Genomic DNA, 23676 nt, shown 5'->3' on the forward strand with positions numbered 1-23676 from the left:
ATTAATTTTCTTCTACTAAGTCTAACTCAACTTTTAGGTTGTTGATAATAAACTTTTGTCTGTCTGGTGTATTTTTACCCATATAGAATTCCAGCATCTGTTCTATCGACATTTCTTTATCTAACATTACCGGATCTAAACGAATATCATCACCAATAAAATGAACAAATTCGTTAGGAGAAATCTCTCCTAATCCTTTAAATCGAGTTATTTCTGGTTTTCCTCTTAATTTCTGAATTGCGGCTTGTTTTTCTTCTTCAGAATAACAATAAATGGTTTCTTTTTTATTTCGTACTCTAAACAGCGGAGTGTCTAGAATATATAAATGCCCTTCTTTAATAACTTCTGGAAAGAATTGTAAAAAGAAGGTAATTAATAACAATCGAATATGCATACCATCTACATCGGCATCGGTAGCAATTACAATATTGTTGTAACGCAAATCTTCTAACCCATCTTCAATATTCAGCGCTGCTTGTAACAAGTTAAACTCTTCGTTTTCGTACACAATTTTCTTAGACAATCCGTACGAATTCAACGGCTTTCCTTTTAAACTGAATACTGCTTGCGTGTTTACATTTCGCGATTTGGTAATCGATCCACTTGCCGAATCTCCCTCGGTAATAAATAAGGTTGTATCTAAATATCCATCTTTTTTAGTATCTCCAAAATGAATACGGCAATCACGAAGTTTTTTGTTGTGTAAACTTGCTTTTTTAGCACGCTCTCTGGCTAACTTTCGAATTCCTGATAACTCCTTGCGCTCTTTTTCAGCCTGTAATATTTTCTTTTGAAGTTTATCTGCTATCTCGGTATTCTTATGTAAAAAATTATCTAACTGCGTTTTTACAAAGTCATTGATATAGGTACGAACGCTTGGTAAATCTTCCCCCATTTCGGTTGAACCTAACTTCGTTTTGGTTTGACTTTCAAAAACAGGTTCCATTACCTTAATAGAAATCGCAGCAATGATAGATTTACGAACATCGGATGCTTCAAAGTTCTTTCCAAAAAACTCACGTACCGTTTTTACTACTGCTTCTCTAAAAGCATTTAAATGTGTACCTCCCTGCGTAGTATTTTGCCCATTTACAAATGAATGATATTCTTCAGAATATTGCGTTTTACTATGTGTCATCGCAATTTCTATATCAGCACCACGTAAATGAATAATTGGATACAACATATCATCTTGATTGTTGTTATCTTCCAATAAATCTTTTAATCCGTTTTCTGAGTAGAACTTCTCACCATTAAAAACTATGGTTAATCCTGGGTTTAGATATACATAGTTCTTCAGTAGTTTTATAATATATTCAGGACGATACTTATAATGCTTAAAAATGGTATCATCTGCAATAAAAGTTACTTTGGTTCCTCTTCTACGTGAAGTTTCTTCTAAAAATTCTTGATTGGTTAAATTTCCTTTTTCAAACTCAGCCGCTGCCGATTTACCATCACGGGTAGACTCTACTCTAAAATAAGTTGATAAGGCATTTACCGCTTTAGTACCTACCCCGTTTAATCCTACCGATTTTTTAAAGGCTCGTGAATCGTACTTACCACCGGTATTCATTTTCGATACTACATCAACTACTTTTCCTAACGGAATACCACGGCCGTAATCTCGTACAATAACCTTATCGCCCTGTACCGAAACTTCAATTGTTTTTCCAGTACCCATAACAAACTCATCTATAGAGTTGTCGAGTACTTCTTTTACCAAAATATAAATCCCATCATCTGGTGAAGAACCGTCTCCTAATTTACCAATATACATCCCAGGACGCATACGGATATGTTCTTTCCAATCGAGTGAGCGAATATTATCTTCGGTATATTTTGTTTCTTGAGTCATAAAAATAAAGGAAATTGAAGTCTCTGCTAAAATAGTGTTTACTGCGTAAAAACAAAAAACTCTGCTAATTTAATTATTAACAGAGTTCAAGTTATTTCCCCTTCAAATGTTTCGCCTCAATCTTGCACAAAGTCCGACCGTAATTTTCTGCTTTTTTCCTTAAAATCGTTTTTATTTCTGTTTTACAAGTTGAAAGTCCTCGGCATGTTTTCTTTAAATGATAACGATTACTAGCCACACTTTTACATATAAATACTTTTTCTTCTTTCTTTTCTTGAAAAGCCGTCAGTATTAATGTCGCGAATATAAGTAGTATGTATTTTTTCATTGTTCTTTAGCTTTAATTAACCTTTTCTACCTCTAACTCTTCATAATAATCTATTGTTTTTAAAAGTAAAGAGTCTAACTTATAGATATCATCAATTTTCTCTATTTTTTCTCTTACCTCTTTTTTGTTAGCATCAAACAATCCGACATATTTGATCTTTCCGTTAAAGTGAAATCTACATAACGGTTTACGATTATTATCATCTAATAAAACTCCGAAATAGGATTGTGTATCTCTATAAGCAATTCTTTCTACAGAAATTTTTTTTCGCAAAATAGCTACCACTATTCTGTACGCTTCCATTTCCTCCTCTGTCGTTACTATTTTGCTTTCATTTTTTTGTTCAGACTCTATATTTTCTTCCACCAATTTTTCTTCTTCTTTATTCAACGCGCTATGTAATCGATCATTTACTTTCTCACTTATCAATTGATTAATAGATTTTGATACTAATTCTTTAAACTGCTCTAGGATTCTTTCAGTTTGTCTTCCTGAATAAACTCTTGAAGAGAAAAATCGAATAAAATCATTTTCAGGGTCCACCAATTGGGTATTAAAAATCTTTTTTATCTCTTTAGAATATTTTAAAGAACTGGCATTATTAACTATTTGATCAATATCAAAATTTGATTTATGAAACTTTAGTATTTCATTAATTGTAGGCTCTTTCAACTTGGTAATATCAAATTCTAAAAATGGTTTCTCATCCATTTTATTTGTCGCTTCTAAATCAGTAAAAAACTTATATTCTATACCATTTGTTAAAAGTGCAAATCTTGATTTTGAGGCATGAAAATATCTAAATAATTGTGAATTATGTGTATTTAAATCTTCCTTCCAGTGCTTACATTCTATAATTAAGATAGGAACATTCTTTTCAATGATAGCATAATCTACTTTTTCTCCTTTTTTTAATCCAATATCGGCCGTAAACTCTGGTATTACTTCTGTTGGGTTAAAAATATCGTAGCCTAATAAATCTATAAAAGGCAATACAAAAGCTGTTTTTGTAGCTTCTTCTGTTTCAATTTGCTCTTTTAATGTTGTAATCTTCTGAGAAAGTGCTTTTAGTTTGTTAGCTAGTTCCATTTTTCAAAAATTTAAGATTTCATTGCCTGCATCATAGCTATATTTCTAGCATGTTCATCTTCTCTTTCTTTCTTATTTATTTCTTCTATTTGCTGAAAAATTAATGCATTATACCTTTCTACTTTACTAGACATTGTAAACAAATCAATTAAAACCCATATACCTAATCCCCCTAAAGTAAACCAATACAAAAGTTGTATTCCCCACTTTCCAAGATAAGCGTAATGCGCTCCTAAAAAAAACCATAATAGATAAGCTGTCCCTGTCGACTTAACTTTCGATTGTAAATAATGCTTGTTCATTTTTTTTAAAGTTTTGGTTATATACCTCAAATCTAAACTCCCTAAATAACAAAAACTTACGGAAATCCGTAAGTCTTTATTTTAAGAGGTAAAAGCACTTCTTAATTCTCTAACAATAAAACTCCATTTTGATGTACAAAACCAACAACTTTAGTTCTTTTTACTTTTACTTTAATCCATTTACCATGCATGGATAAAACAGTTAATTTTTCTCCATACCCTAATTGTTGAATTACATAATAAGACGTATCAGGACCGCTCCTTAAATTCAACAAATTTTTATTTACCAAGAGTGTTTTTAGGTAATAGGGTTCTTCTATAGATGATGTACTATTTGTAGTAGTACGCCCATCAAAAATGTTTCTTTTGGTTTGTTCTGGCTTTTTGTAGCTATTGTATGAATTAGTATAGCTTTTAGTGTTACTTCTTCTATCACATACTCCACAAGAGCCTCCACTGTTACAATGTTTACAATAATTACAGTTTTTGCAAGCTCTACAGTTTGCCGAACCTGTACACCTAGCTTCTGGAGTGATATAACAACCTTGAATCGTTGTACTTTGTAAGTTCTCTTTAGAAGTCTCTCTCTTTGTTATTACAACTGTAAAAATTATTACTATTAACAAAGAGACTAATAAAGAGATTTGTTTCTTTATTTCCATAATACAGAAAGGGTTAAATTTACATAATCTCAAACCTACCTTGATAAAAACACAAAACCCTACGGGTTTCCCTAGGGTTATAAAAAAGTGTATCTATGGTTTTTAAATCAATCCGAAGTCTTTGGTAATGGCAATTAATTGGGTTGGATTGTTCGCATTAAAGTTTTCTTTCAATAATTTTAAACGTTTTTCTACCGAACTTATACTACTTGGTTTGATGTTGCTATTTTTTAACTCCTCACTAATTTCTTTTTGATCTAAACCTTCTGCTAAATGTTTTAACAAAAACACATCATAATCTGTAATTTCAAAAGCTTCTTTGTCTCGTAAGGAATGTGCTAACTGAGGAGTAATAAAAAACTCACCATTATAAACGGATTGTACTGCTCTTTTTAATTCTTTTTGTCCGTGGTTAGACTTCCACACATACGCATTAACTGCTAACTCATTACATAATTGCTGAATTCTATAAGGTTTATCTTCTACAGAAAACACTACCGTTTTTAAAGTAGGTTGCAGCTTTTTTGCTTCAGCTATGAGTGCTTCCCCTGATTCTAATCGTTGAGGATTTATATTCTCCTTAAATGACAAATCGCTTACTAATAAATCAAACGGTTCTCCATCTAACCATGCTTTCTTTAACTTTAAAAAAGCTTCGTCACAATACTGGGCATATTCTACAATTGGAATTTGCAGACTCTCTAAGGCTACTTTAATTCCGCTTGACATGTAATCTGCATCTTCTGCTATCAATACTTTTTTGAACATAACTACTTTTTAAATTGAAACTTTGCTTGAAATCCTTTTCCTTGCTTTGATTCAAAAGTAATAAAGCCTCCAACTGATTTTATACGGGTTTCCATATTTTGCAAACCATTCTTCATTGCTAGATTTTCGGTTCCAATTCCATTGTCTTGATACATTACTGATAGTGTATGTTTTTGTATTGAAAAGCTAATAAGTACTAGATTTGCTTTACTATACTTTTTCATATTAACCAGTAATTCTTGCAATACTCTATACACTACTATTTGCTTTTCTTTAGGCAACTCATTTATATTAACCTCTAACAATCCTTTATGAATTACTTTACAAGTATCGTTAGTAAAATCTACAAACAGTTGTTTTAAGAAATTTTCAAAATATTCCCCTGTTAATACAGGACTATTTTCATGAGAAATGTCTCTGGTTTGAGCATATATTTTCTCAACTCGTGTAAGTAAATTGGAATCTGTTATTGAATTGTTTTGCAGTGTACTCATTACCGCATATACATCGTTTGCTAATTCATCGTGTATTTTTTTTGCCAAACGAGTTTCTGTATTATAGACTTCTATCGCTTTTTCTTTTTTCGTTTTTTCTCTCCTATAGAAAAAATATATAATAGAAGTTACTATGGTAAGAATAGCTGCGAAAATCCAAAGCTGTTTTTGTGATCTTTGTTGCTCTGCTAGTAATCTATTTTCAATTGCTTTCTTCTCGTTTTCTTCACTTTCATATTTTATTAAAGCATATTTACCTTGTTCTCTATCTTTAGCTAATTCAAGGCTATCCTTTAAAATACTCCTCCTATTGGCTATAAGTATTGCTTTTTCTGGTTTTTCTAAAATTTTTATTTTATCCAAGGCTTCTATAACATCATAAGGGCTTTTTTCTTTTTTTGCTACATCCTGCATTTTGTAAGCATACGTTAATGCTCTATTTCCATTTATATTTTTATAATAATCTACTAAGTGTGCATAAGAAGCTTTTAAACCGTTCCTATCTTTTTCTGCTACTCTAATACTTTCTGCTAGATGTAAATCAGACAATACATTCCTAGTTGAATCCTGAAGCCATTTTGTATAGGCTAAATTATCTATAACTCTTGCTTTACTCTTTATATTTTTCTCATAATCAACAGTATCTAATAAATGATTAAAAATGTTAATCGATTTATTATACTCTTTTAAATACCTATAAACATTAGCTTTAGCATTATAATATTTAGCTCTATCTTTTGAAAAATTTGATAAGTTAATTGCTAAATCATACCGTTCTAATGCTTCCTTAAATAATTTTCTTTTTTTATAATCAACACCAATACTATAATATATTCGAGCTTTTAAGTTTTTATCCCTATCATTTATATATAATAATGCATTTACATTATTTTTTTCACTAGATAGATAATCTCCATAAAATGATTGAATTTGAGCTATATTCCTATAAGTTTTCCCTAAATTTAAACTGTCTTGTCTATTTAAGTTTTTATCTTTTAGATAATAAACCAATGATAATTGGTAAAACTTAAACGCTTCCTCATTTTTAAACTCTTTTCTTTTATAAAAACCTAATTTACTATATGCTTCAGCTATAAGTTTTTCTTTTCCTAGCTCTCTTGCTACCTCTAACATCTCGCCAGCATAATCTATAGCTCTATAGTAATCTTTTTTTTTATTATATAAATAACTTATTTCATCATAGGCTTTAAAAAGTTCTTCGCTAATTTCACTGTTCTCTTTTAATTGGTCTATTTTTTTTTGAACTTTTGCTAATCTTTTAGAACTTTCTATCTGAAAAGAAAAGACCTGTAAACAAAAAAATGAAATAATTATAAAAATTATGCAATCTTTTCTTTTCATAAACTATCTTTTAAAAGTTTTTACAATATAAAAACAAAAAAGAGGATATCAAATATCCTCTTTTCATCTAATCTTATTTTAATTTCCAGTAGGATTTGGATCCTCCTCTTCATCATCAATTGGATCTTCTTCTCCTCCTGTATCAGTTGTCGTTGTCTCCGTAGAGTTAGTTTCTGGTGCTACAGTTGTTGTGTTTGTATTTATTGTATATAATCCATTTGTTACTAAAAATGTTATGATTAATAAAACTTTTTCCATTTTTGGTTCTTTTAAAAATTGATAAATTTTATCCTGTCCTAGCACTTTGCTTAGGTACAGTTACACCTTGTGGGTGTAGAATTTTTAAAAGAGGTGCGCATCTCTTTTGCGGGAAGTGAAGATGAACATCGATGTCTTTTAGTAGCTTCCCATCTAAGAAAATCTACCAATGTTTTATCTTTTAATTAGAACTAATCAATTGTTTTGTTTTTTGTTTTCTCGATTAATTCTGATGCAAATATTGGCAATGAAAAAAGATTAAAATGGACCATGATTTAACCAATTTTCATCCACATTGTATTTGTGTTCTTTATGGTTATCCGTAACCAAAAAGTGACCAGTTTGGATACTTTTGGACAAACACCAAGTAATCATGATTAAACAACTTATAACCGATTTTTTTAATGCTATAGAAAAAAGAGAGTTTAAAACCAATAAAAATGCTAAGGCTGTTTTTTGGGCTAATGAGTTACAAGAAGTAGGCTATAATGATGAAAATTATATAAGTGAAAGAAAAGCAAAACGTTACTACGAAAAATATGTGGAAGAAAAAGAAGGAATTAGTGTTAGTCCACCAAATAGCTATCAAAGAGATTTTATTGCTAACTATTTAAACTACCGAGATTATCAAGATTATATAGAAAAGCATACTATTAATAAGGGGAGGGAAAAGCGCTATGAAACTGAGAGCAACTCAACTACTCATTTTCCTGGAAAAGAAAAAAAACAAGGTAAAAAACAAAAATCTATTATTGTTGTAGGCAGCATAATAATCATACCTTTTTTATTTGTTTATAAAGAAATGTTGTTTAATAGTAATACTTGTATCATTTGGGAAAAAGACCACTATGAAAAAGCTTCTTGCCTTGATCAAAACTCCATAGACAATACTCAATTTCCAATAAACATTGATACCTTTAAAAAGATAACACTTACCAAGGATATGGAATTTTTTACTAATGGGGAGCCTAATTATTGGTATGGAAGTAATAAAGAAGGGACACGAGAGTTTTTTACTGCTAGAGGAGTACATCCTGAAACATTAAAAGAATTAGCCCCTGTAACTAGAACCATTTTAAAAGATGAAGGTTTGTTATTAGAATAAAAAAAACGCTGTTAATTTAATTATTAACAGCGTTTTTTTAAGATTGCTTCACCCGAAACATCGGATTCGCAATGACTTTATAATTTATCTTCTACTATAATTAGGCGCTTCTTTGGTAATCGCTACATCATGCGGATGGCTTTCATTAATCCCACTTGCAGTGATACGAACAAACTTACCGTTGTTTTTTAAGGTTTCGATATCTTTTGCTCCACAGTATCCCATACCTGCACGTAAACCTCCAACAAATTGGTGAATACTTTCTTGTAATTCTCCTTTGTAAGGTACACGCCCTACAATTCCTTCTGGAACTAATTTCTTGATATCATCCTCTACATCTTGGAAATAACGATCTTTAGACCCTTGCTTCATTGCTTCAACAGATCCCATTCCACGGTATGATTTAAATTTTCTTCCGTCGTAAATAATGGTTTCTCCTGGAGATTCTTTTGTTCCTGCTAATAACGATCCTAACATCACACAATCAGCACCGGCTGCAATTGCTTTTGGGATGTCTCCTGTATAACGGATACCTCCATCAGCAATCACAGGTACACCTGTTCCTTTAATTGCAGCAGCAACCTCAACTACAGCAGAAAATTGTGGGAATCCTACACCTGCTACTACACGTGTAGTACAAATTGACCCTGGTCCAATTCCTACTTTTACTGCATCTGCTCCAGCTTCTACTAAATATTTTGCTGCTTCTGGGGTTGCAATATTTCCTACTACAACATCTAATTGTGGAAACTTCGCTTTTACGTCTTTTAATACAGAAACCACTCCTTTGGTATGTCCATGAGCTGTATCAATAATCACAGCATCAACTCCTGCATTTACTAAAGCTGCTGCTCTATCAACAGCGTCATGCGTTACTCCTAAAGCTGCTGCCACACGTAAACGTCCGTATGAATCTTTATTCGCTATAGGCTTTTGGGTTAACTTGGTGATATCTCTAAAAGTAATTAACCCTACTAATTTATCATCGTCATTAACAACTGGTAATTTTTCAATTTTATTTTCTTGTAAAATCACCTCTGCATCTTTTAATGAAGTTCCTTCTGCTACAGTTACTAAGTTTTCAGCTGTCATTACTTCAACGATAGGACGTTCGTTATTTTTTTCGAAACGTAAATCGCGGTTGGTTACAATTCCTATTAATTTTCCAGCTTCATCAACGATAGGAATTCCTCCAATTTTATGCTCACGCATTGCTTGTTTAGCATCTAATACAATTGCGTTTAACGATAAAGTAATTGGATCGATAATCATACCACTTTCAGCACGCTTTACTTTACGAACTTCAAGAGCTTGTTCCTCTATCGTCATATTTTTATGTAACACTCCGATTCCTCCTTCTCTAGCAATAGCAATAGCCATAGCAGATTCGGTAACAGTATCCATAGCTGCAGATACTATCGGGACATTGATTGTTATGTTTCTAGTAAATTTTGTTTGGATTGAAACTTCTCTTGGAAGTACTTCTGAGTAGGCAGGAACTAATAATACATCGTCGTATGTTAATCCTTCTCCTACAAATTTAGATTGATGAGCTTGCATATGCAATCAATTTAGTGTGTTGTTAATTAATTGCATGCAAATATACTACAAATAATACAAAAAACTAAGTTATAGTTTATATAAATAAATTTAATAAAAAAAGCCCTCTTAAATAATTTTTAGTAACATCTCATTTTTACTTCACTCTTTAATTTGATACGCTAATAACCAACTTTTTTACGCTTATGGATTCCCCTCAACTCCTTACCTAAAACATATCTAATTTTAATCAGCTAAATAATTAACTTTAGTATCAATGGAAAATACCACCCCCGTAAAAGAGATAAAAAAAATCCCCAATACAAACGATATATATCCTAAAATATCGAAAGAGTTAATTACTGAAATCAACAACATGCTATCGTATGCCATATACAATGGCATTCTAATTAACACCGAAGTTAACTCATTAATAGAAAGTAAAGACTTAAACGATTTAATTAACGCTCATAATTTACTGGTTAAAAATATTGCTCCTGCAACTCCAAAATCTATAGAATATACTAAAACATTACGTTCTGAAGGAAATGGAAAATCAATTTTCAACAAACTTCCAATAGTAAGAAACCTAATATTTTTAACTCTTTTCTTTTTAGTTTTATTTATCGGTACAGCACTTTCTCCTGATGTTAATAATAGCTCACTAGACAAAGGCTTAATGGACAATTCTGGGCTTCCATTACTATTAAACCTTACTTTTTTAGCTTCCATTGCTGGTTTAGGTGTTGTCTTTCACCTGTTAAAAAAAGTTAGTGATTCTATTAAAGAGTCCACTATGGTTTCGGAAGAATGCATTTCATATATAGCTCATATTATACTTGGTATTGTAGCAGGACTTATTATGTCTGAAATTATTTCTGTTTACACCTCCACTCCAGAAAATATTGATCTTTTTAACAAAGGAGCTTTGGCTCTTATAGGCGGATTCTCTTCCGAAGCAATTTTTAGTATTCTTCAAGGAATTATAGATCGACTTAAGTCTGTATTTATTATGTCTAAAAATTAAACGAGAAAAACATATACAAAAAAGGGGAGAGAGAGGTTGAAACACTTGATAAGTGATATTTTTAAAAAAGGTATCCCTTCAACTTAAACTAACTAACCAAACTTAGAGTGTTACCAACCTCTCTCAAATTAAAAAAAACTGTACTTATGAAATCTTTTTATCTAATTGTACTTACACTTTTATTCTATTCTTGTGCCAGTGTTCCTAGTTCTACAGTAACACTTACGAAAGATATTATTCATGAGAGCGATAACATGTATCAACTAAATGTCGCTTTGGTTAATCAACTTTTTGATGAGCGTAGAGAACGCATTGATTTATTTATTAAAAATACCTACACTCCTTCTCTATTAAAAAATTACGAGAAGTTACTTCCAGACACTTTGAATTACAAAAGAGAACTTCCAAATATTTTAAGTAGTATAGTACCAGTAATTAACCATAAAAAGGATTCACTTCAAAATATATTAAACTTACAAGAACAAGAGGTTTTAAAACAATTAGCCAATAATTATACTAATTACAGCAAAGCCACTACTTCTTTACAAAATTTAATCAACTCTCTTGTTAAAGTAAAAACAACCGAAAACGATGCCTTATTAGCTATTGATAAACTAACAGGAAATGAAGTTAACTTTAAAAAAATTGAAAGCACTATTAATAATAGTATTGATACTGCAGGAAGCGATTTAGGTAAATTGGTTCAAATTGAAAAAGTAATTAATCAAAAATAATACATATGGAGTCAATAAATTGGAATACTATAGCACAGCAAGCTGCATCTCAAACCGATGCAGAGTTTAATCAGCAATTATCTAACTTGACTCATTTAGATGTGAGTGAAGTAGACGATTTGATAAAGGAAAGTAAAATTACAAACGCTAACGCTATTAAAACCTTAAAATTAATAGATGACGCTATGGCTACAAATAATGAAAAAGCCAAGGCTCTATCAAATATTGAAAATGGCATTGGCTTTGTTATAAGTTTAGTTTCAAAATTAATATAACACTATCTTACCTGAAGATAGTGTTTTCTTTGATAAAAACATTTTTGTATCGTTCACTGAAAAGTATTTTATCATCATTTTCCAAAACGATTAAATTATCTTCAAAGTAAATTTCTTTTATTCTTTTCATGTTTACTAGGTAATTTCTATGCACCTGCATAAAATCTGGATTTGAAAGCATTTCTTTTAGCTTTACTAAAGATAACTTTATTAAGTAATTACCCGAATCACATATCAAATTACAGTACTTCTCTTTTACTTCAACATAATTTATAGAAGCGACATCAACCTTAACTACACTTCTTTTTTTCTTTATAAAAAGGAATTCTGGACTTAACACCGCATTTTCTGATGCTAAACTAATGCTATTATTTTGTTGATAACAGGATTCAATGGCCAACTCTAACGAGAAAAGTAGTTCTAATTTGTTATACGGCTTTAGAAGATAAATAAGAGGATTGGTAAGCTTTGCTTCGTCAAAAATATCTTTTCCTTGCATACTGGTTAAAAACAAAAACGGAATATTAATTCCTTCTTTATTCAACCTTTGAGCTAATATTATTCCATCTGGCTTTCCATTAATCATTATATCTAATATAATGGCATCAAAAAAACGGTTTTTAATTAACTTTTCTGCTTCTTCAGCATTTGTAGCAACAGATACTTCATATTCATTTTCTTCCAAAAAAGAAGATAACTCAATAGCTTCTTCTTCTAGATCTTCTAATAGTAGTACTTGCAATTTTTTCATAATTCTATGCTTTTGCATTAGGTAACAAAATTCTTATTGTAGTCCCCCTATCCAACTCACTTTCTATGAGTAACCTTCCATTATTCTTTTTTATAAGTGTTTGACATAGTAACATACCCAATCCTACACCTTCAGACCTGTTTATTTTATCAATACTAAGATTTTCTAATCCTTTGATTTTTTCTAGTTTTTCTTTTGAAATTCCAAAACCTGTGTCTTTAATTTCAATTGTACTAAAATCTTCAGAGTCGCTATAGGTTTTTACGTCTATTTTACCGTTTTCTCCTGTATATTTTAATGCGTTGTCTAATAAATTCCGTAATACAATTTTTAATGATTCTTTATCTGCTTTTACTAAAATAGAAGCTTCAAGTTTTGTTGTTAGCTCAATGTTTTTAGCTTCAGCAATCTCTTCAAAGTTATATACAGCTTGTTCTACCAAAGGTTTTAAAGGATATACTTCTGTATTGAACGACAACTGATTATTTTGCTCTAACGACCAATGCAATACATTATTTAGTAAATGACTAGTACTTTCTGTTAATGCTATCGCATTATTGGTAGTTTCGGCTACCGCATCGTATTCCTTATTTTTTAGTTGTCGTTTTAACTTTTCGTGTTGACGTTTAATCGTATTAATGGGTGAACGCAAATCGTGAGACACTACCGAAAATAAATAGTCTTTGGTTTTATTAGCTATATTTAGCTCTTCTTTTTGTTGGGTTATAAACTTGTTCTTATTTTTTAGCTCTCTATAAATATAACTTAAAATTCCCAGAAAAACTAATAATCCAGAAGCTCCTATTAACAAACTCTTCTGTATCACTGCTTGACGCTTTAGCTGTTCATCTTGCAATACAATTTCTTGTTGCTTTTGTGCTACCGCTAGTTGTTTATCTTTTTCTGTAAGTTCCCAAATTTTATCACGGTTCCAAATAGAGTCTTTCCAACGACCATATTCCATATAATACTCTATGCTCTTTTGGTAGTTTTTTCTATTTTTCTCCACAACTGCCATGTTTTTGGCTGTATATTGTTTTAGTTCAACATCAGAAAATGTCTTTGCTAACTCATAAGCTTCTTTAAACAATGGAATCGCTTCATCATCTAAATATTGATTGTAATATACACTTGCTAAATCCATCTTAGCTCTTACCAAAGCTAACGTATCATTCTTTTGAATTAAATTAAGTTCTTTTGAAAAGTATTCTTTCGCCTTTGAATATTCTTTTTTGTGTACATAGGACAACCCTATATTATGATAAATATTCTTTTTTCTATATTCTTCAGGTTTTTTCTCTAGAGCCTTTTCATAATAAGCTATTGACTCATTATACCTTTTAAGGTTTAAGTACACATTACCTAATAAATTTTGCTTTTCAAATGCATTTTTATCGTCATCACTTATTGAATGTAGATTGAGTAATGCTTTTTGATAAAGCCTCTTTTTACAAGCACTGTACCCCTGTATAAAATTGAGGTAATTAATCTCTTCTTCATTTTTAGTTAACAATAAAACTTTAGCACTGTAAGCGTAGCAAGAGTCATATTGCTTTTCTTTATAAAACTTTAAAGCCTCACAAAAAGTCTTGTTTTTATATTTCTCACAGATTAAATCACCTCTCTCTATAAAACTCTTGCTCTTTTTGGGTTTATCAACCTGTAAAAAAAACAAATTTATTAACACTAGAATAGAAAATAGTTTACTCAAAACTAAAATTGTGTTGGCGGTTCAGGATCTGCTGGCATAGTTACCGTTCCTCTATCCGTTTCTGGATCATCATTTTCGTTACGTACTAAAATCATATCTACAGAAGGAGTTCCTTCATCTAATTGATATGCAAACTGCACATAATATAAATCGTATTGGCTAGCTACTTCAGCACAATTAAATTCGACTCTAAAGTCTCTACAACTTACTGTATCATATCCACCATCTTTGTTTAAGATTCGAGTTGGTGTAACTCCGTAGTAGTTTAAATACACTTCATTTCCTTGTAGTTGTAATCCGCTTGTGTTATCTACTGGATTTAATGTATTATCTGGTAAATATGCTAAAACCGTTACGATATTAGGGGTTGCATTATTTCCTGTTTCAACTCTAGACATGTTTACTAAAGGTCCTGTAGGCACAATATCTACACTAATATTAGTGTCAAACTTTCTAAAATACTTTAATTCTAATGTAACTCCGTTAACGTTTACTGGGTTTCCCATTCTTTTATATTTTTTTGGTTAGTCCGTTAAAAATACAAAAAAAGACCACATGGAAAAGCCTTAACTAAACATAGTTTTAAAATTTAAATTGAAGTGTTACATACCAGTTTCTAGGCGCTGATGGAATGATTCCTGGACCTGGGTATCCTGTAGCTCTACGGGTAAAATATTTTTCATCTAACAGGTTATTAACACCTGTTTCAAGTTTAAATATTTTATATTTATATGATAATGAGAAGTCTACAATATCATAAGAAGGAATATCAGCTGCCGAATTTGTCGCATCCGTATATTGTTTTGATAAATAAGAATATTGAAGGCTTGATAATAAATTTTTATACCCAAATCTAATACCCGTTTTAAAATTAATATTTGGAATAAATTCAACTTTATTTCCTTCTACTCCTGATTTTTTAGATTTTGTGTACTCAGAATCAATTAAAGATAAGTTACTAAACATATTGAAGGAATAGTTGTTATTTTCAATGTTTAATATATTTAACATATTAAAATCTATTAAACTTTCAACCCCATAAATAAAGGCATCTCCTATGTTTGTTCTTAATCGATCTCCTTTGTTTGGTCCGTTAGACTCTAAAACAATACCTATCCTATTATTATAGAATAATCCAAAAGTACTAACATCGTAAGATAAATACTTTTTGTATTGCCCTCTAATACCAAAATCGGCTGTAAATCCTTTAGAATCTTTAATATTCTCATCAACTAAAAAAGTGGGACTTACTGTTCTAATATCAGAAAACGTAACTGAACGATAATTTTGAGATACATTCGCATAAAACTCAGCATTACCATTAGGTTTATAACTAGCTCCTAAACCAAGTAATACAAAACTTCTTTCTTTAATTCTATTATCTTCAAACTCATTATTATTATTCGGCAAAGGATTACCTGCCGAATCATAATTTACTATCGTATAAACACCATCACTTTGTGTATTAATATATTCTACTCTAAAACCAGGTGTTACACTAAATTTATCAGAAAACTTAAATATGTTTTCACCAAAAACTGCAATATTTTCATTTGGTAAGGTGAAGCTTGAGCTTATATAATCATCTGTTGTAACAAAATTAAAATCTGCATCAATTCCTCTCGTCCCTGCTCCTTGTCGTGATGTATTATTTGCTTTGTAATATTTTGCTCCTATTAAGAAGATATTCTCTCTATTGAACAAGCTATATTCTGATAGCAATCTTGCTTCAAGAGACCAGTTTTTAAACTTACCAACAACTAAATCTCTAATCTCATATTCTCCTGTCCTTGGATCTTGTACATCTAAATCACTTACTGGGTTTGATTGTGAATCTTTATAGTTTCCTCTATAGCCAATTGCTTTTCTTGAAGCATCTAAACCAGAAAGACTAATTGACAGTTTTGTTTTTTCTGAAAAATCATGTAGAATCTTAAAATTATATAACCACCAATTAACTTCAAACCAATTTCGTGATCTATTACTCTGAAAAGGATCTTCTAAAAACATTGTATCTGTTAGCCCTCCTGCTTGTTGAGCAAGATAGTTTAAATAGGTAATTTCAGCTTCTAATTTTGTTTTATCTGATAGCTGATATCCTAAATGTGCAAAGGCATTTTTTGAGGCAAACTCAGAATTTGGACGGAAACCATCTCCTTGCTTGTAGTTATAATATCCATAATAACTTACCTTTCCTTTTGTACCTCCAACACTTGTAAAGTTGGTAAACAAATTGTTACTTCCTAAAGTATTTCTTGTTATAATTTCCAGTGGCTTATTTGGATTTGGCTTCTTCATTACAAAATTTACCAATCCTCCAAATTGCGTTCCGTATTGTAATGAAGCCGCTCCTCTTATTATTTGAATTTCATTCAATGCTTCTGCTGGTGGTGTATAATAGCTTTCTGGATATCCTAATACATCAGCACTAATATCATACCCATTTTGACGGGTATTAAAATTAGAAGTTCTATTAGGATCCAGCCCTCTACCTCCAATATTTAACTGTAATCCGGCATCATCATTTTGAAAAATATTCAATCCTGCTACTTGGCTATATATTTGACGTGCGTTATTTGAGGCCAAGGCCGCTGTAGATTGATTTACCAATACTACTTCGGTTTTTTTCCCAGCATAAATAGCTGTTTCCTCTACATCTTTTAATCTTTGTAATTCAAAAACTTTTTTACGTTGTACCTTGATCTCTATTTCTGATAATTCTTCTGAAAAAGAGTTCATTTGAACATTTAATACAACATCTTTATCGATTGTTACTTGAACTTCTTTTAATTGATAATTATCAACATAAAACATTAAATTAAGTTGTTGCTTGTCTGTTATGAATTGATAAGCTCCATTACTATTTGTTTCAGCCAACAACCTACCTTGCAGGTTATATACTTTTACTTTATTTAATGCTTTGTTTACTTCAGAAGTTACCACTCCTGACACTTTATTTTGTGCAAATACTGAAGTAGTAAGTAATAACAGTATGCATATAGCTTTAAATGTTACTGCTTGATTGAACTTTGAATGATTGAACATATTTTTATAGTCCATAAATTTTAATTTTGTCGGTAAAAGGTAAAATCCAATTTTTGTGTTTAAAACTCTCTTTTTGTTGGTATAAATCAATTTCAGGATTTATAAATGGTTGACTCAGTCGTCCATTTAAAGCCACAAAACTGTCTACATAAACTTCAATATTTTTATGACCTTCATTTTTAAAATGATCTCCTAAATAATGAGCATATTCTAAAATAAAATCTGGTTGAAAGCTCATTTGCTTTTCTTGAAAAGGAGTTAAAAAATCGGCATTGTTTACATAAAAAAACTTCCCTGTTTCCCCATCAACTATTTTAAAATTAGCATAGCCTGCTTTTTCCATCAACATTACACGCCATGAAAAACGAAAGCCTTCTTCTGTCCAAAACAACTCACCTGGGTATAAAAAATAACGCCAAGGAAACAATATTTGAATCGCTAACAAAACACCTATGATTGGTAGCATTATTTTTCTCTTTGCTTTTGAAAATTCATATAAGGTGACTTGCTGTACTTTCTCTGAAGAAATAGAAAAAATACGCTTTATAATTTGAATAATTTTCTCGTGTAAAGAAGCATCGAAAAAAATTAGGGTCGCCACAATCATTATAAAAGGAAACATTCCTATTGGAAATAGTACACGTGTAAATACATGAAAAAATACGACCAATGAAAATGCTAACAATCGTGTTCTTTTCCAAAGCAGTAAAAACGGGATCGTTAAGTCATACAACATACCACACCAGCTCATTGCATAAAAAAACCAATCTTGTTGTAGTAAATTTTCACCTATAAAAGGTAAATCATATTTTGAAGGCAACCATATCTTTAACGGTTGTGCTCTAAACAACCAATCAGAATTTGCTTTTGCTAATCCTGCATAAAAATAAACGACACCTAGTAGCAATTTTACGCTATCTATTGTCCATTTTGGAACCGATAAATATTCTTTTTTTCGTATATAGGCATCTAATGAAAATTGAGCATTTGCTGGTAAAAAGATTAACAAAAAGCTCAATACACTTATAAAGTAATAATGGTTTAAATAGGTAGTTTTATCCATTAACTCTATATAGGTAAAACTTAAAAAGAAGGTTATAATCGCTAATCGATACCTAAAACCGATTGCTATAAAAGCTGCAGAAAACCCACAAATGATAAAAAGTAAATAGGTGTAATTACCTAATGGCTTTACCCATTCAAAACCGTAATATGAAAAATGAAATTTTGGTTGTAAATACAAGGTTTCAATCCAACCATGATACCAAAATCTTATGATGCTAAAAAACATCATAATTCCAAAAAAAACACGAAAAATAGCTAAAGGAGCTGAATTTGTTTGCCTAGAAAGATAATTTTTTGAAAACATTTTAAGAAGTATTCATCTATAATTTAAAAGATGAAAAAGCTATTTTTAATAAAAGCTGCTTGTAAATACAAGCAGCTTTTTGATTTTATTTTTTAATGACTAATCTCCGTCGGCATCAGCATAATCCACACTTACATTAAAAGCTTGTAGCATATCAACCTTTAGATATAAAACTACTTTTTGTAACTCATCAAATGCTTTTGTCATTTGAGTATTATCTGTATTTATTTGTTGGTAAAAATCATCATTCAATGTACTGATTTGATTCTTAGCAACACCGAATTGATTGTTTATTAAATTTACCAAATCATTTCTTTCCAAGTAAATCAAATAGCTTTTAAGACTAACTCCTGAACCAGTTCTTCCAAAATTATTTCCATTAAAAAAGTCCTGAGCTGCATTTAATGCCTCTAATGCTAACGCTTTAGAATAAGCTTTACTGTAATATCCCTCAACTTTTTCTGGTAATGAAGTAGCTGAAAATACTCCTGCTGGAATTCCAAATTTATTAGCTCTTAATCCTTTTTCATAGGCGTAAACATAATCGTTCACTAGTTTATTTAACGATGAAGTTGCTGTATTAGCTGTAGAAGAAACAAACTGTGTCAAATAGCTTCCATTCCAATCATTAACAATTACTGTCATTAACTCTCTCATTTTAGCTACAACATCTGTTACATATTTTTTGTAGTTCGCTGCTTTTGCATCTGTAGTATATTTAGCTAAGATAGCAGTATCATTCTCCGCCACTCCATAAAACATATAGTCTAAAGCAGGAAAACCTTGTGCATCGTGATTATTAGGACTGCTTAAATCGTACGTTCCTTGAGTAATATTATATTCTATATCAGCTACAGTAACTGGGTAAATATTAAAATAATATACCATTCCTATTTCTTCTGCTTTCCCTATATTGAACATCTCTACATGTTGCCATGCTTTATAAGCATCTAACCATGCTGCACGCACTTGAGTTAAAGTTGTTGTATTTGGAGCATCTGTAAAAGAAGTTACTTTTGATTGTAATGTTGCTAACTTACCATCAAACTCTTGGAATGCTGGAACGATAATATTATCAGCTAAATGAGTAAGCATTGCTCCTCTATCAAAATTATCAGTTGGTGATGGGTTATCTGAACTATCAGAACTACATGCATACACTAAAGCTGCAAGTAATATAAAAGGTAAAACTTTTTTAATCATCTTATTTCTATTTATTCTAAATAAACAAATGCAAATATAAAAAGTAGCTATGAAATCATAGCTACTTTTTAGTAATAATTATTATTTTTTTTGCTGTCTAGCTACCTGCTTGTGCAACAGTAAAATTAAACTTAGCTGCGATAGCTTCTGAAACTGCATCTAAAGTTGCAGGAGTTGTATCTTCCCACAATCCATTTCCAGTTCCTAATAAATTGTTCAATAAACCATCTACCTCAGCTTTAGTGAAATAAGATTCGTTAGCATTGTTTTTACGTGTAAATTGTAAGCTATACACAAAACCTAAACCTTCTGAAATAGCATGGAAAGCAGCAGCTTTATCAGTTGCCCATGTATTTTTACCTTGTTGTAAGTAATAAACTCCTCTTACAGCAATTACTTCAGAAATTTTCTCACGGATAATGGCAACTTGTTCGTCACGTACTTCGTACTCTTTCGCTACGATTGCTGCTCTACCTAATTTAAATGCCTCATAAATATCTTGAGCAATTCCTGCAAAATCAGCATCAGCATTAACACGGTCTAAGTACTCACTTAAAAAGCTATCTGCATCTAACACAGGCTCTGCTGGATTTGCCTCGTTACCGTATAAGTAACCATAAGCCTCATCCCATTTATGCTCCATTGTAGTATAGTTCTGACCAGCTTCAACTGTCCCCGCATTGTTATTTGCTACGTTATCTCCTGCATCTAAAACAGCAGTACTTAAATAGTTGTTCAATATTTGATCTACCATTAAACCTCCTATTACACCTTTAGCAAAAATTTGGTTCACCTCAACTCCTTTATCGTTGATGTATCTTATTGAACCTCCTCCGTTTTGTTGTAGTTTACCTGCTGTTCCTGCAACCGCATCTGTATTCCAATTAGGAAATACTACATCTACTTGTTCTTTAATCCAAGCGTCAAATTCAGCTTTAATTTCGTTAGACTCAGTTGTATTTGCTGAGTAAAAATCAGCTGAAGCTGCAATTTTACTACGTACATTTTTCCCTGAAGCGTTTAATGCTACATCAGAAAAATCAGCATCACCTCCAACGTGAGCAAACATTTTGTCTAAATCTGCTTCTGTTTTAGTCTGATCTTTCAATCCAGCAACTAACTCAGTTGCCATTTGAATACGTGTTGTTTGTCCTGAGAAGCTTACTGTAGAACCACCATCTCTTTCAAACACGTATGTAGCTGGTGCTTTAACTGAAACTATTGGCTCATCACCATTAGAACAAGATACTAATGCTAATGAAGATACAGTTAATACTGAAAGAATTATTTTTTTCATCTTTATTTAGATTAAGTTTTAATAAAATTTCCTGCAAATTTATATAAGAAAATCAATCATGCAAATCTTATTAAGACTTATTTTAAATAATTTCCAACACTCACCTCTAAACAATTAAATACAAAACACTTAGCTATTTAACCTCTAAATAATTAACTACTGCTTTTCTTATATCATAAGCTATTTCATCTTGCTTAGGCTCATAAATATGAAGCACTCCTGAACTCTTATCTGAAAGAATTGGAATATCAAGACCTCTTAATAAATAGTCTGAAAAGGCTACAACATAGGTTTTGTCTTCTTGAATTTTTTGTTTTTTAATCATCCATTCATCTCCAACTCTCTCAGCATTATAACGTTGTAAGTATGCTCCTGTACCTGCAGCCTCTAACCCAAAATCTAAAACTTTTTTTAACAAAGTTCCTTTAATATCAACTTTTAAAACTTTACCACCATACGGAAGTACTCTAAAAATATCAATTGCATTTACATCTCCTTTTAAAACATCATCAATTCTTACTGAACCGCCATTTACTAGAGCACAGTCTACTTCATTATTATAAGCAAAACTCATAGATGCTGCTATAATCTCACCCATATTTGTTTGAACACCTCTAATCGTATTCTCTCTAGCATCTAAAGGTGCTTTGGCTTTATAAACTACTTTGTATGGCTCAGGTACTACTTCTTTGATCTTATTTTGTAAAACCACGTTCCATTTATTAACGACAGTATCAACTTTTTTATCAAAAGGTATTTGATTGTTAATTTCTTTTAATTCTGATTTGAACTGAACTTCTTTTGTTTTTGAATCATATTCAAAACGATGTATGTAGGTCGATTTTGCATTAGCATCAGCTTTGGTTATTACCACATTACCAACTTTATCGTAACTATTCGTATGCTCATGTCCTCCCATTATTAAAGGAACATTAGGTAACATCTCTGCTATTTTTTTATCTTGAGCTAACGATGCATGCGTAAGTCCAATAACAATATCTACCTTATTCTTAATTTCATTGTACGAGCGCTTAATTTCCTCATACATATCTCCGTAATACACATAGCTTTTCGGGTTTGATGGTATGCAAACACTTATAAACCCAACTTTTAATTTTGTTCCTTCAGGGGTTTCAAACTCTTTTATGTAAGAATCTTGTAGACTTCTTTTCTTTCCATCTACAACCTTATAAAAATAAGAATGCTTTCCATTTTCATTATGTAAAACGTTAGCTGAGATCCATTCAAACTTGCTTTCATTTAATCTATCTTGTAAATGAGTATAACTTAAATCAAATTCATGGTTTCCAAAGGCCATTACATCAAAATTCATTGCATTCATAACCTCTACCATCTGTTTACCCCGAACACGTTCTCCATTATATTTTATTGTCCCTAATAAAGATGGAGACAAGAAATCTCCTGCTAAAACTAGCATTGTATTTTTATTTTCTTTCAATAAGTTTTGATGAACAGTCTCTACCCTAGCCATTCCTCCATATTTACCTCCTTGAATAGGTGCTATTTCATACACATCATTCAATTGAATAATTGTAAAGTGGGTTTTTGTATTAGAATTAGATTGGTTTGAAATTCCACAACTAACAAAAAAAGTTGTGCTGATAAGTAGTAATAGAACTCTAAATTGTTTCATTAAATTAGTTTTTTAACAAAACAAATCTACAAATTCTAATGAAGATATTGACGTGTGTTTTGGCGTATCATTTTACGATACTCTACTAGCTCTGGGAATTGATAAAAGAAGTTTATTTTTTTGTGAGCAATAGTTCTTGGCTTTCTAATCCTAGGTCTTAACACAAAAGCCGTCCAACTTTCTACAATGTCTTCTTCTGGACTTTCTGCCGCGTAATCTGTTAAAAATTCTGTTCTATTGTTTTGATACAAATCGTATAATTTTTCAACACAATTAGCTTCTGTATAACAATACTCTCTTTGTATATAATCCCAACGATTTAACAAAGCTCCTTTCCAAAATAAGTTAACAAACTTATTGATATAACTCTTTCTATAAGCTTCTCCTTCTTGCGTTAAATACAGTTCTCCTTCATCTTGTAAGTTTTTATCAGTAGGTCTTATTTGAGTTCTATTTAACGTTAGTAAATGCCCAAATTCATGAACTAATGTATAAACAGACTCATGTAATCTTCTCTTATCCTTAGTTTCAAAGTTTACATCCTTAATGTCAATTTCTAACTGCCATTTATCATTCTTTGAGCTTAGGGCAACTAAAGCTCCAGTCTTTTCATCAATTCCATCGGTCATTAAAACAATACGCTTGATATACTTTTGGGTCAGTTCTTGCGGAAAAATTCTATTAAACTCATTCCAATAATAAGCTGCGAGTTTATCATTTTTCGCCTGTTTCTTCTCAACTATACCATTTTTTATATTCCAAGCCCCTATCCTTTCACCACTTGTCGACTGGTAAAAAGTTGATAGTAAGAAAAAAAGTGATATAATTTTTAAATTCATTATGTA

General features: G+C 31.1%; 22 protein-coding genes. 4 read left to right on the forward strand and 18 right to left on the reverse strand.

Going from position 1 to position 23676, the window contains the following annotated elements; genetic code table 11:
- Position 1: 1 nt before the first annotated feature.
- From ACQY6M_RS00205 to ACQY6M_RS00240, 8 genes are all read right to left on the reverse strand, one after another.
- Positions 2–1858, reverse strand: coding sequence for a DNA topoisomerase IV subunit B (locus ACQY6M_RS00205; protein WP_428742681.1), 1857 nt, complete (start codon positions 1856–1858; stop codon positions 2–4).
- A 91-nt stretch (positions 1859–1949) separates the two neighbouring features.
- Positions 1950–2186, reverse strand: coding sequence for a hypothetical protein (locus ACQY6M_RS00210; protein WP_428742682.1), 237 nt, complete (start codon positions 2184–2186; stop codon positions 1950–1952).
- A 12-nt stretch (positions 2187–2198) separates the two neighbouring features.
- Entirely contained in the window at positions 2199–3275 is a 1077-nt protein-coding gene (locus ACQY6M_RS00215; protein ID WP_428742683.1) for a type I restriction endonuclease, read from the reverse strand.
- An 11-nt stretch (positions 3276–3286) separates the two neighbouring features.
- Positions 3287–3577, reverse strand: a complete 291-nt coding sequence (locus tag ACQY6M_RS00220; RefSeq protein ID WP_428742684.1) for a TM2 domain-containing protein — start codon at positions 3575–3577, stop codon at positions 3287–3289.
- A 101-nt stretch (positions 3578–3678) separates the two neighbouring features.
- Complete coding sequence (locus tag ACQY6M_RS00225; RefSeq protein WP_428742685.1) at positions 3679–4239, reverse strand: SH3 domain-containing protein; 561 nt, start codon at positions 4237–4239, stop codon at positions 3679–3681.
- A gap of 102 nt (positions 4240–4341) precedes the next feature.
- Entirely contained in the window at positions 4342–5007 is a 666-nt protein-coding gene (locus ACQY6M_RS00230; RefSeq protein ID WP_428742686.1) for a response regulator, read from the reverse strand.
- Positions 5008–5009: 2 nt separating this feature from the next.
- Positions 5010–6863, reverse strand: coding sequence for a tetratricopeptide repeat-containing sensor histidine kinase (locus tag ACQY6M_RS00235; protein ID WP_428742687.1), 1854 nt, complete (start codon positions 6861–6863; stop codon positions 5010–5012).
- A 78-nt stretch (positions 6864–6941) separates the two neighbouring features.
- A complete protein-coding gene (locus ACQY6M_RS00240) occupies positions 6942–7121 on the reverse strand; it encodes a hypothetical protein (protein ID WP_428742688.1) in 180 nt (59 codons plus the stop codon).
- A 373-nt stretch (positions 7122–7494) separates the two neighbouring features.
- Between ACQY6M_RS00240 and ACQY6M_RS00245 the strand changes: the two genes are divergently transcribed.
- A complete protein-coding gene (locus tag ACQY6M_RS00245; RefSeq protein ID WP_428742689.1) occupies positions 7495–8226 on the forward strand; it encodes a hypothetical protein in 732 nt (243 codons plus the stop codon).
- Between the two features lie 84 nt (positions 8227–8310).
- Here ACQY6M_RS00245 and guaB read toward each other — a convergent pair whose 3' ends face one another.
- Entirely contained in the window at positions 8311–9786 is a 1476-nt protein-coding gene (guaB, locus tag ACQY6M_RS00250; protein WP_428742690.1) for an IMP dehydrogenase, read from the reverse strand.
- Between the two features lie 256 nt (positions 9787–10042).
- Here guaB and ACQY6M_RS00255 point away from each other — a divergent pair, with 256 nt between their 5' ends.
- The 3 genes from ACQY6M_RS00255 to ACQY6M_RS00265 all read left to right on the forward strand — a co-directional run bounded on the left by ACQY6M_RS00255 (position 10043) and on the right by ACQY6M_RS00265 (position 11801).
- Positions 10043–10792 carry a hypothetical protein gene (locus ACQY6M_RS00255; protein ID WP_428742691.1) on the forward strand — a complete coding sequence of 250 codons (750 nt, stop codon included), beginning with the start codon at positions 10043–10045 and terminating at the stop codon, positions 10790–10792.
- Positions 10793–10938: 146 nt separating this feature from the next.
- A complete protein-coding gene (locus ACQY6M_RS00260) occupies positions 10939–11526 on the forward strand; it encodes a hypothetical protein (protein ID WP_428742692.1) in 588 nt (195 codons plus the stop codon).
- Between the two features lie 5 nt (positions 11527–11531).
- Positions 11532–11801, forward strand: a complete 270-nt coding sequence (locus ACQY6M_RS00265) for a hypothetical protein (RefSeq protein WP_428742693.1) — start codon at positions 11532–11534, stop codon at positions 11799–11801.
- A 7-nt stretch (positions 11802–11808) separates the two neighbouring features.
- Here the strand turns inward: ACQY6M_RS00265 and ACQY6M_RS00270 are convergent, their stop codons facing one another.
- The 9 genes from ACQY6M_RS00270 to ACQY6M_RS00310 all read right to left on the reverse strand — a co-directional run bounded on the left by ACQY6M_RS00270 (position 11809) and on the right by ACQY6M_RS00310 (position 23670).
- Entirely contained in the window at positions 11809–12552 is a 744-nt protein-coding gene (locus ACQY6M_RS00270) for a LytR/AlgR family response regulator transcription factor (protein WP_428742694.1), read from the reverse strand.
- 4 nt (positions 12553–12556) lie between these two features.
- Positions 12557–14263 (reverse strand): ATP-binding protein, encoded by a 1707-nt coding sequence (locus ACQY6M_RS00275; RefSeq protein WP_428742695.1) that lies wholly within the window; start codon positions 14261–14263, stop codon positions 12557–12559.
- Positions 14264–14265: 2 nt separating this feature from the next.
- The gene (locus ACQY6M_RS00280) at positions 14266–14769 is read right to left on the reverse strand and encodes a hypothetical protein (protein ID WP_428742696.1); all 504 of its coding nucleotides are present in this window, start codon (positions 14767–14769) and stop codon (positions 14266–14268) included.
- A 76-nt stretch (positions 14770–14845) separates the two neighbouring features.
- Positions 14846–17323 (reverse strand): TonB-dependent receptor family protein, encoded by a 2478-nt coding sequence (locus ACQY6M_RS00285; RefSeq protein ID WP_428742697.1) that lies wholly within the window; start codon positions 17321–17323, stop codon positions 14846–14848.
- Positions 17313–18677, reverse strand: coding sequence for an HTTM domain-containing protein (locus tag ACQY6M_RS00290; RefSeq protein WP_428742698.1), 1365 nt, complete (start codon positions 18675–18677; stop codon positions 17313–17315). The genes ACQY6M_RS00285 and ACQY6M_RS00290 overlap by 11 nt, the downstream gene beginning before the upstream one ends.
- Before the next feature lie 99 nt (positions 18678–18776).
- Positions 18777–19880: an imelysin family protein gene (locus tag ACQY6M_RS00295; RefSeq protein WP_428742699.1), complete on the reverse strand. Its 1104-nt coding sequence runs from the start codon at positions 19878–19880 to the stop codon at positions 18777–18779.
- A gap of 97 nt (positions 19881–19977) precedes the next feature.
- Positions 19978–21177 carry a DUF4856 domain-containing protein gene (locus ACQY6M_RS00300; RefSeq protein ID WP_428742700.1) on the reverse strand — a complete coding sequence of 400 codons (1200 nt, stop codon included), beginning with the start codon at positions 21175–21177 and terminating at the stop codon, positions 19978–19980.
- A 133-nt stretch (positions 21178–21310) separates the two neighbouring features.
- On the reverse strand, positions 21311–22831 hold the full coding sequence (locus tag ACQY6M_RS00305) for a bifunctional metallophosphatase/5'-nucleotidase (RefSeq protein ID WP_428742701.1): 1521 nt from the start codon (positions 22829–22831) through the stop codon (positions 21311–21313).
- Positions 22832–22866: 35 nt separating this feature from the next.
- Complete coding sequence (locus tag ACQY6M_RS00310; RefSeq protein ID WP_428742702.1) at positions 22867–23670, reverse strand: hypothetical protein; 804 nt, start codon at positions 23668–23670, stop codon at positions 22867–22869.
- Between the last annotated feature and the right edge of the window lie 6 nt (positions 23671–23676).

The sequence above is a fragment of the Tenacibaculum sp. genome, from assembly GCF_050290165.1.
GTDB lineage: Bacteria > Bacteroidota > Bacteroidia > Flavobacteriales > Flavobacteriaceae > Polaribacter.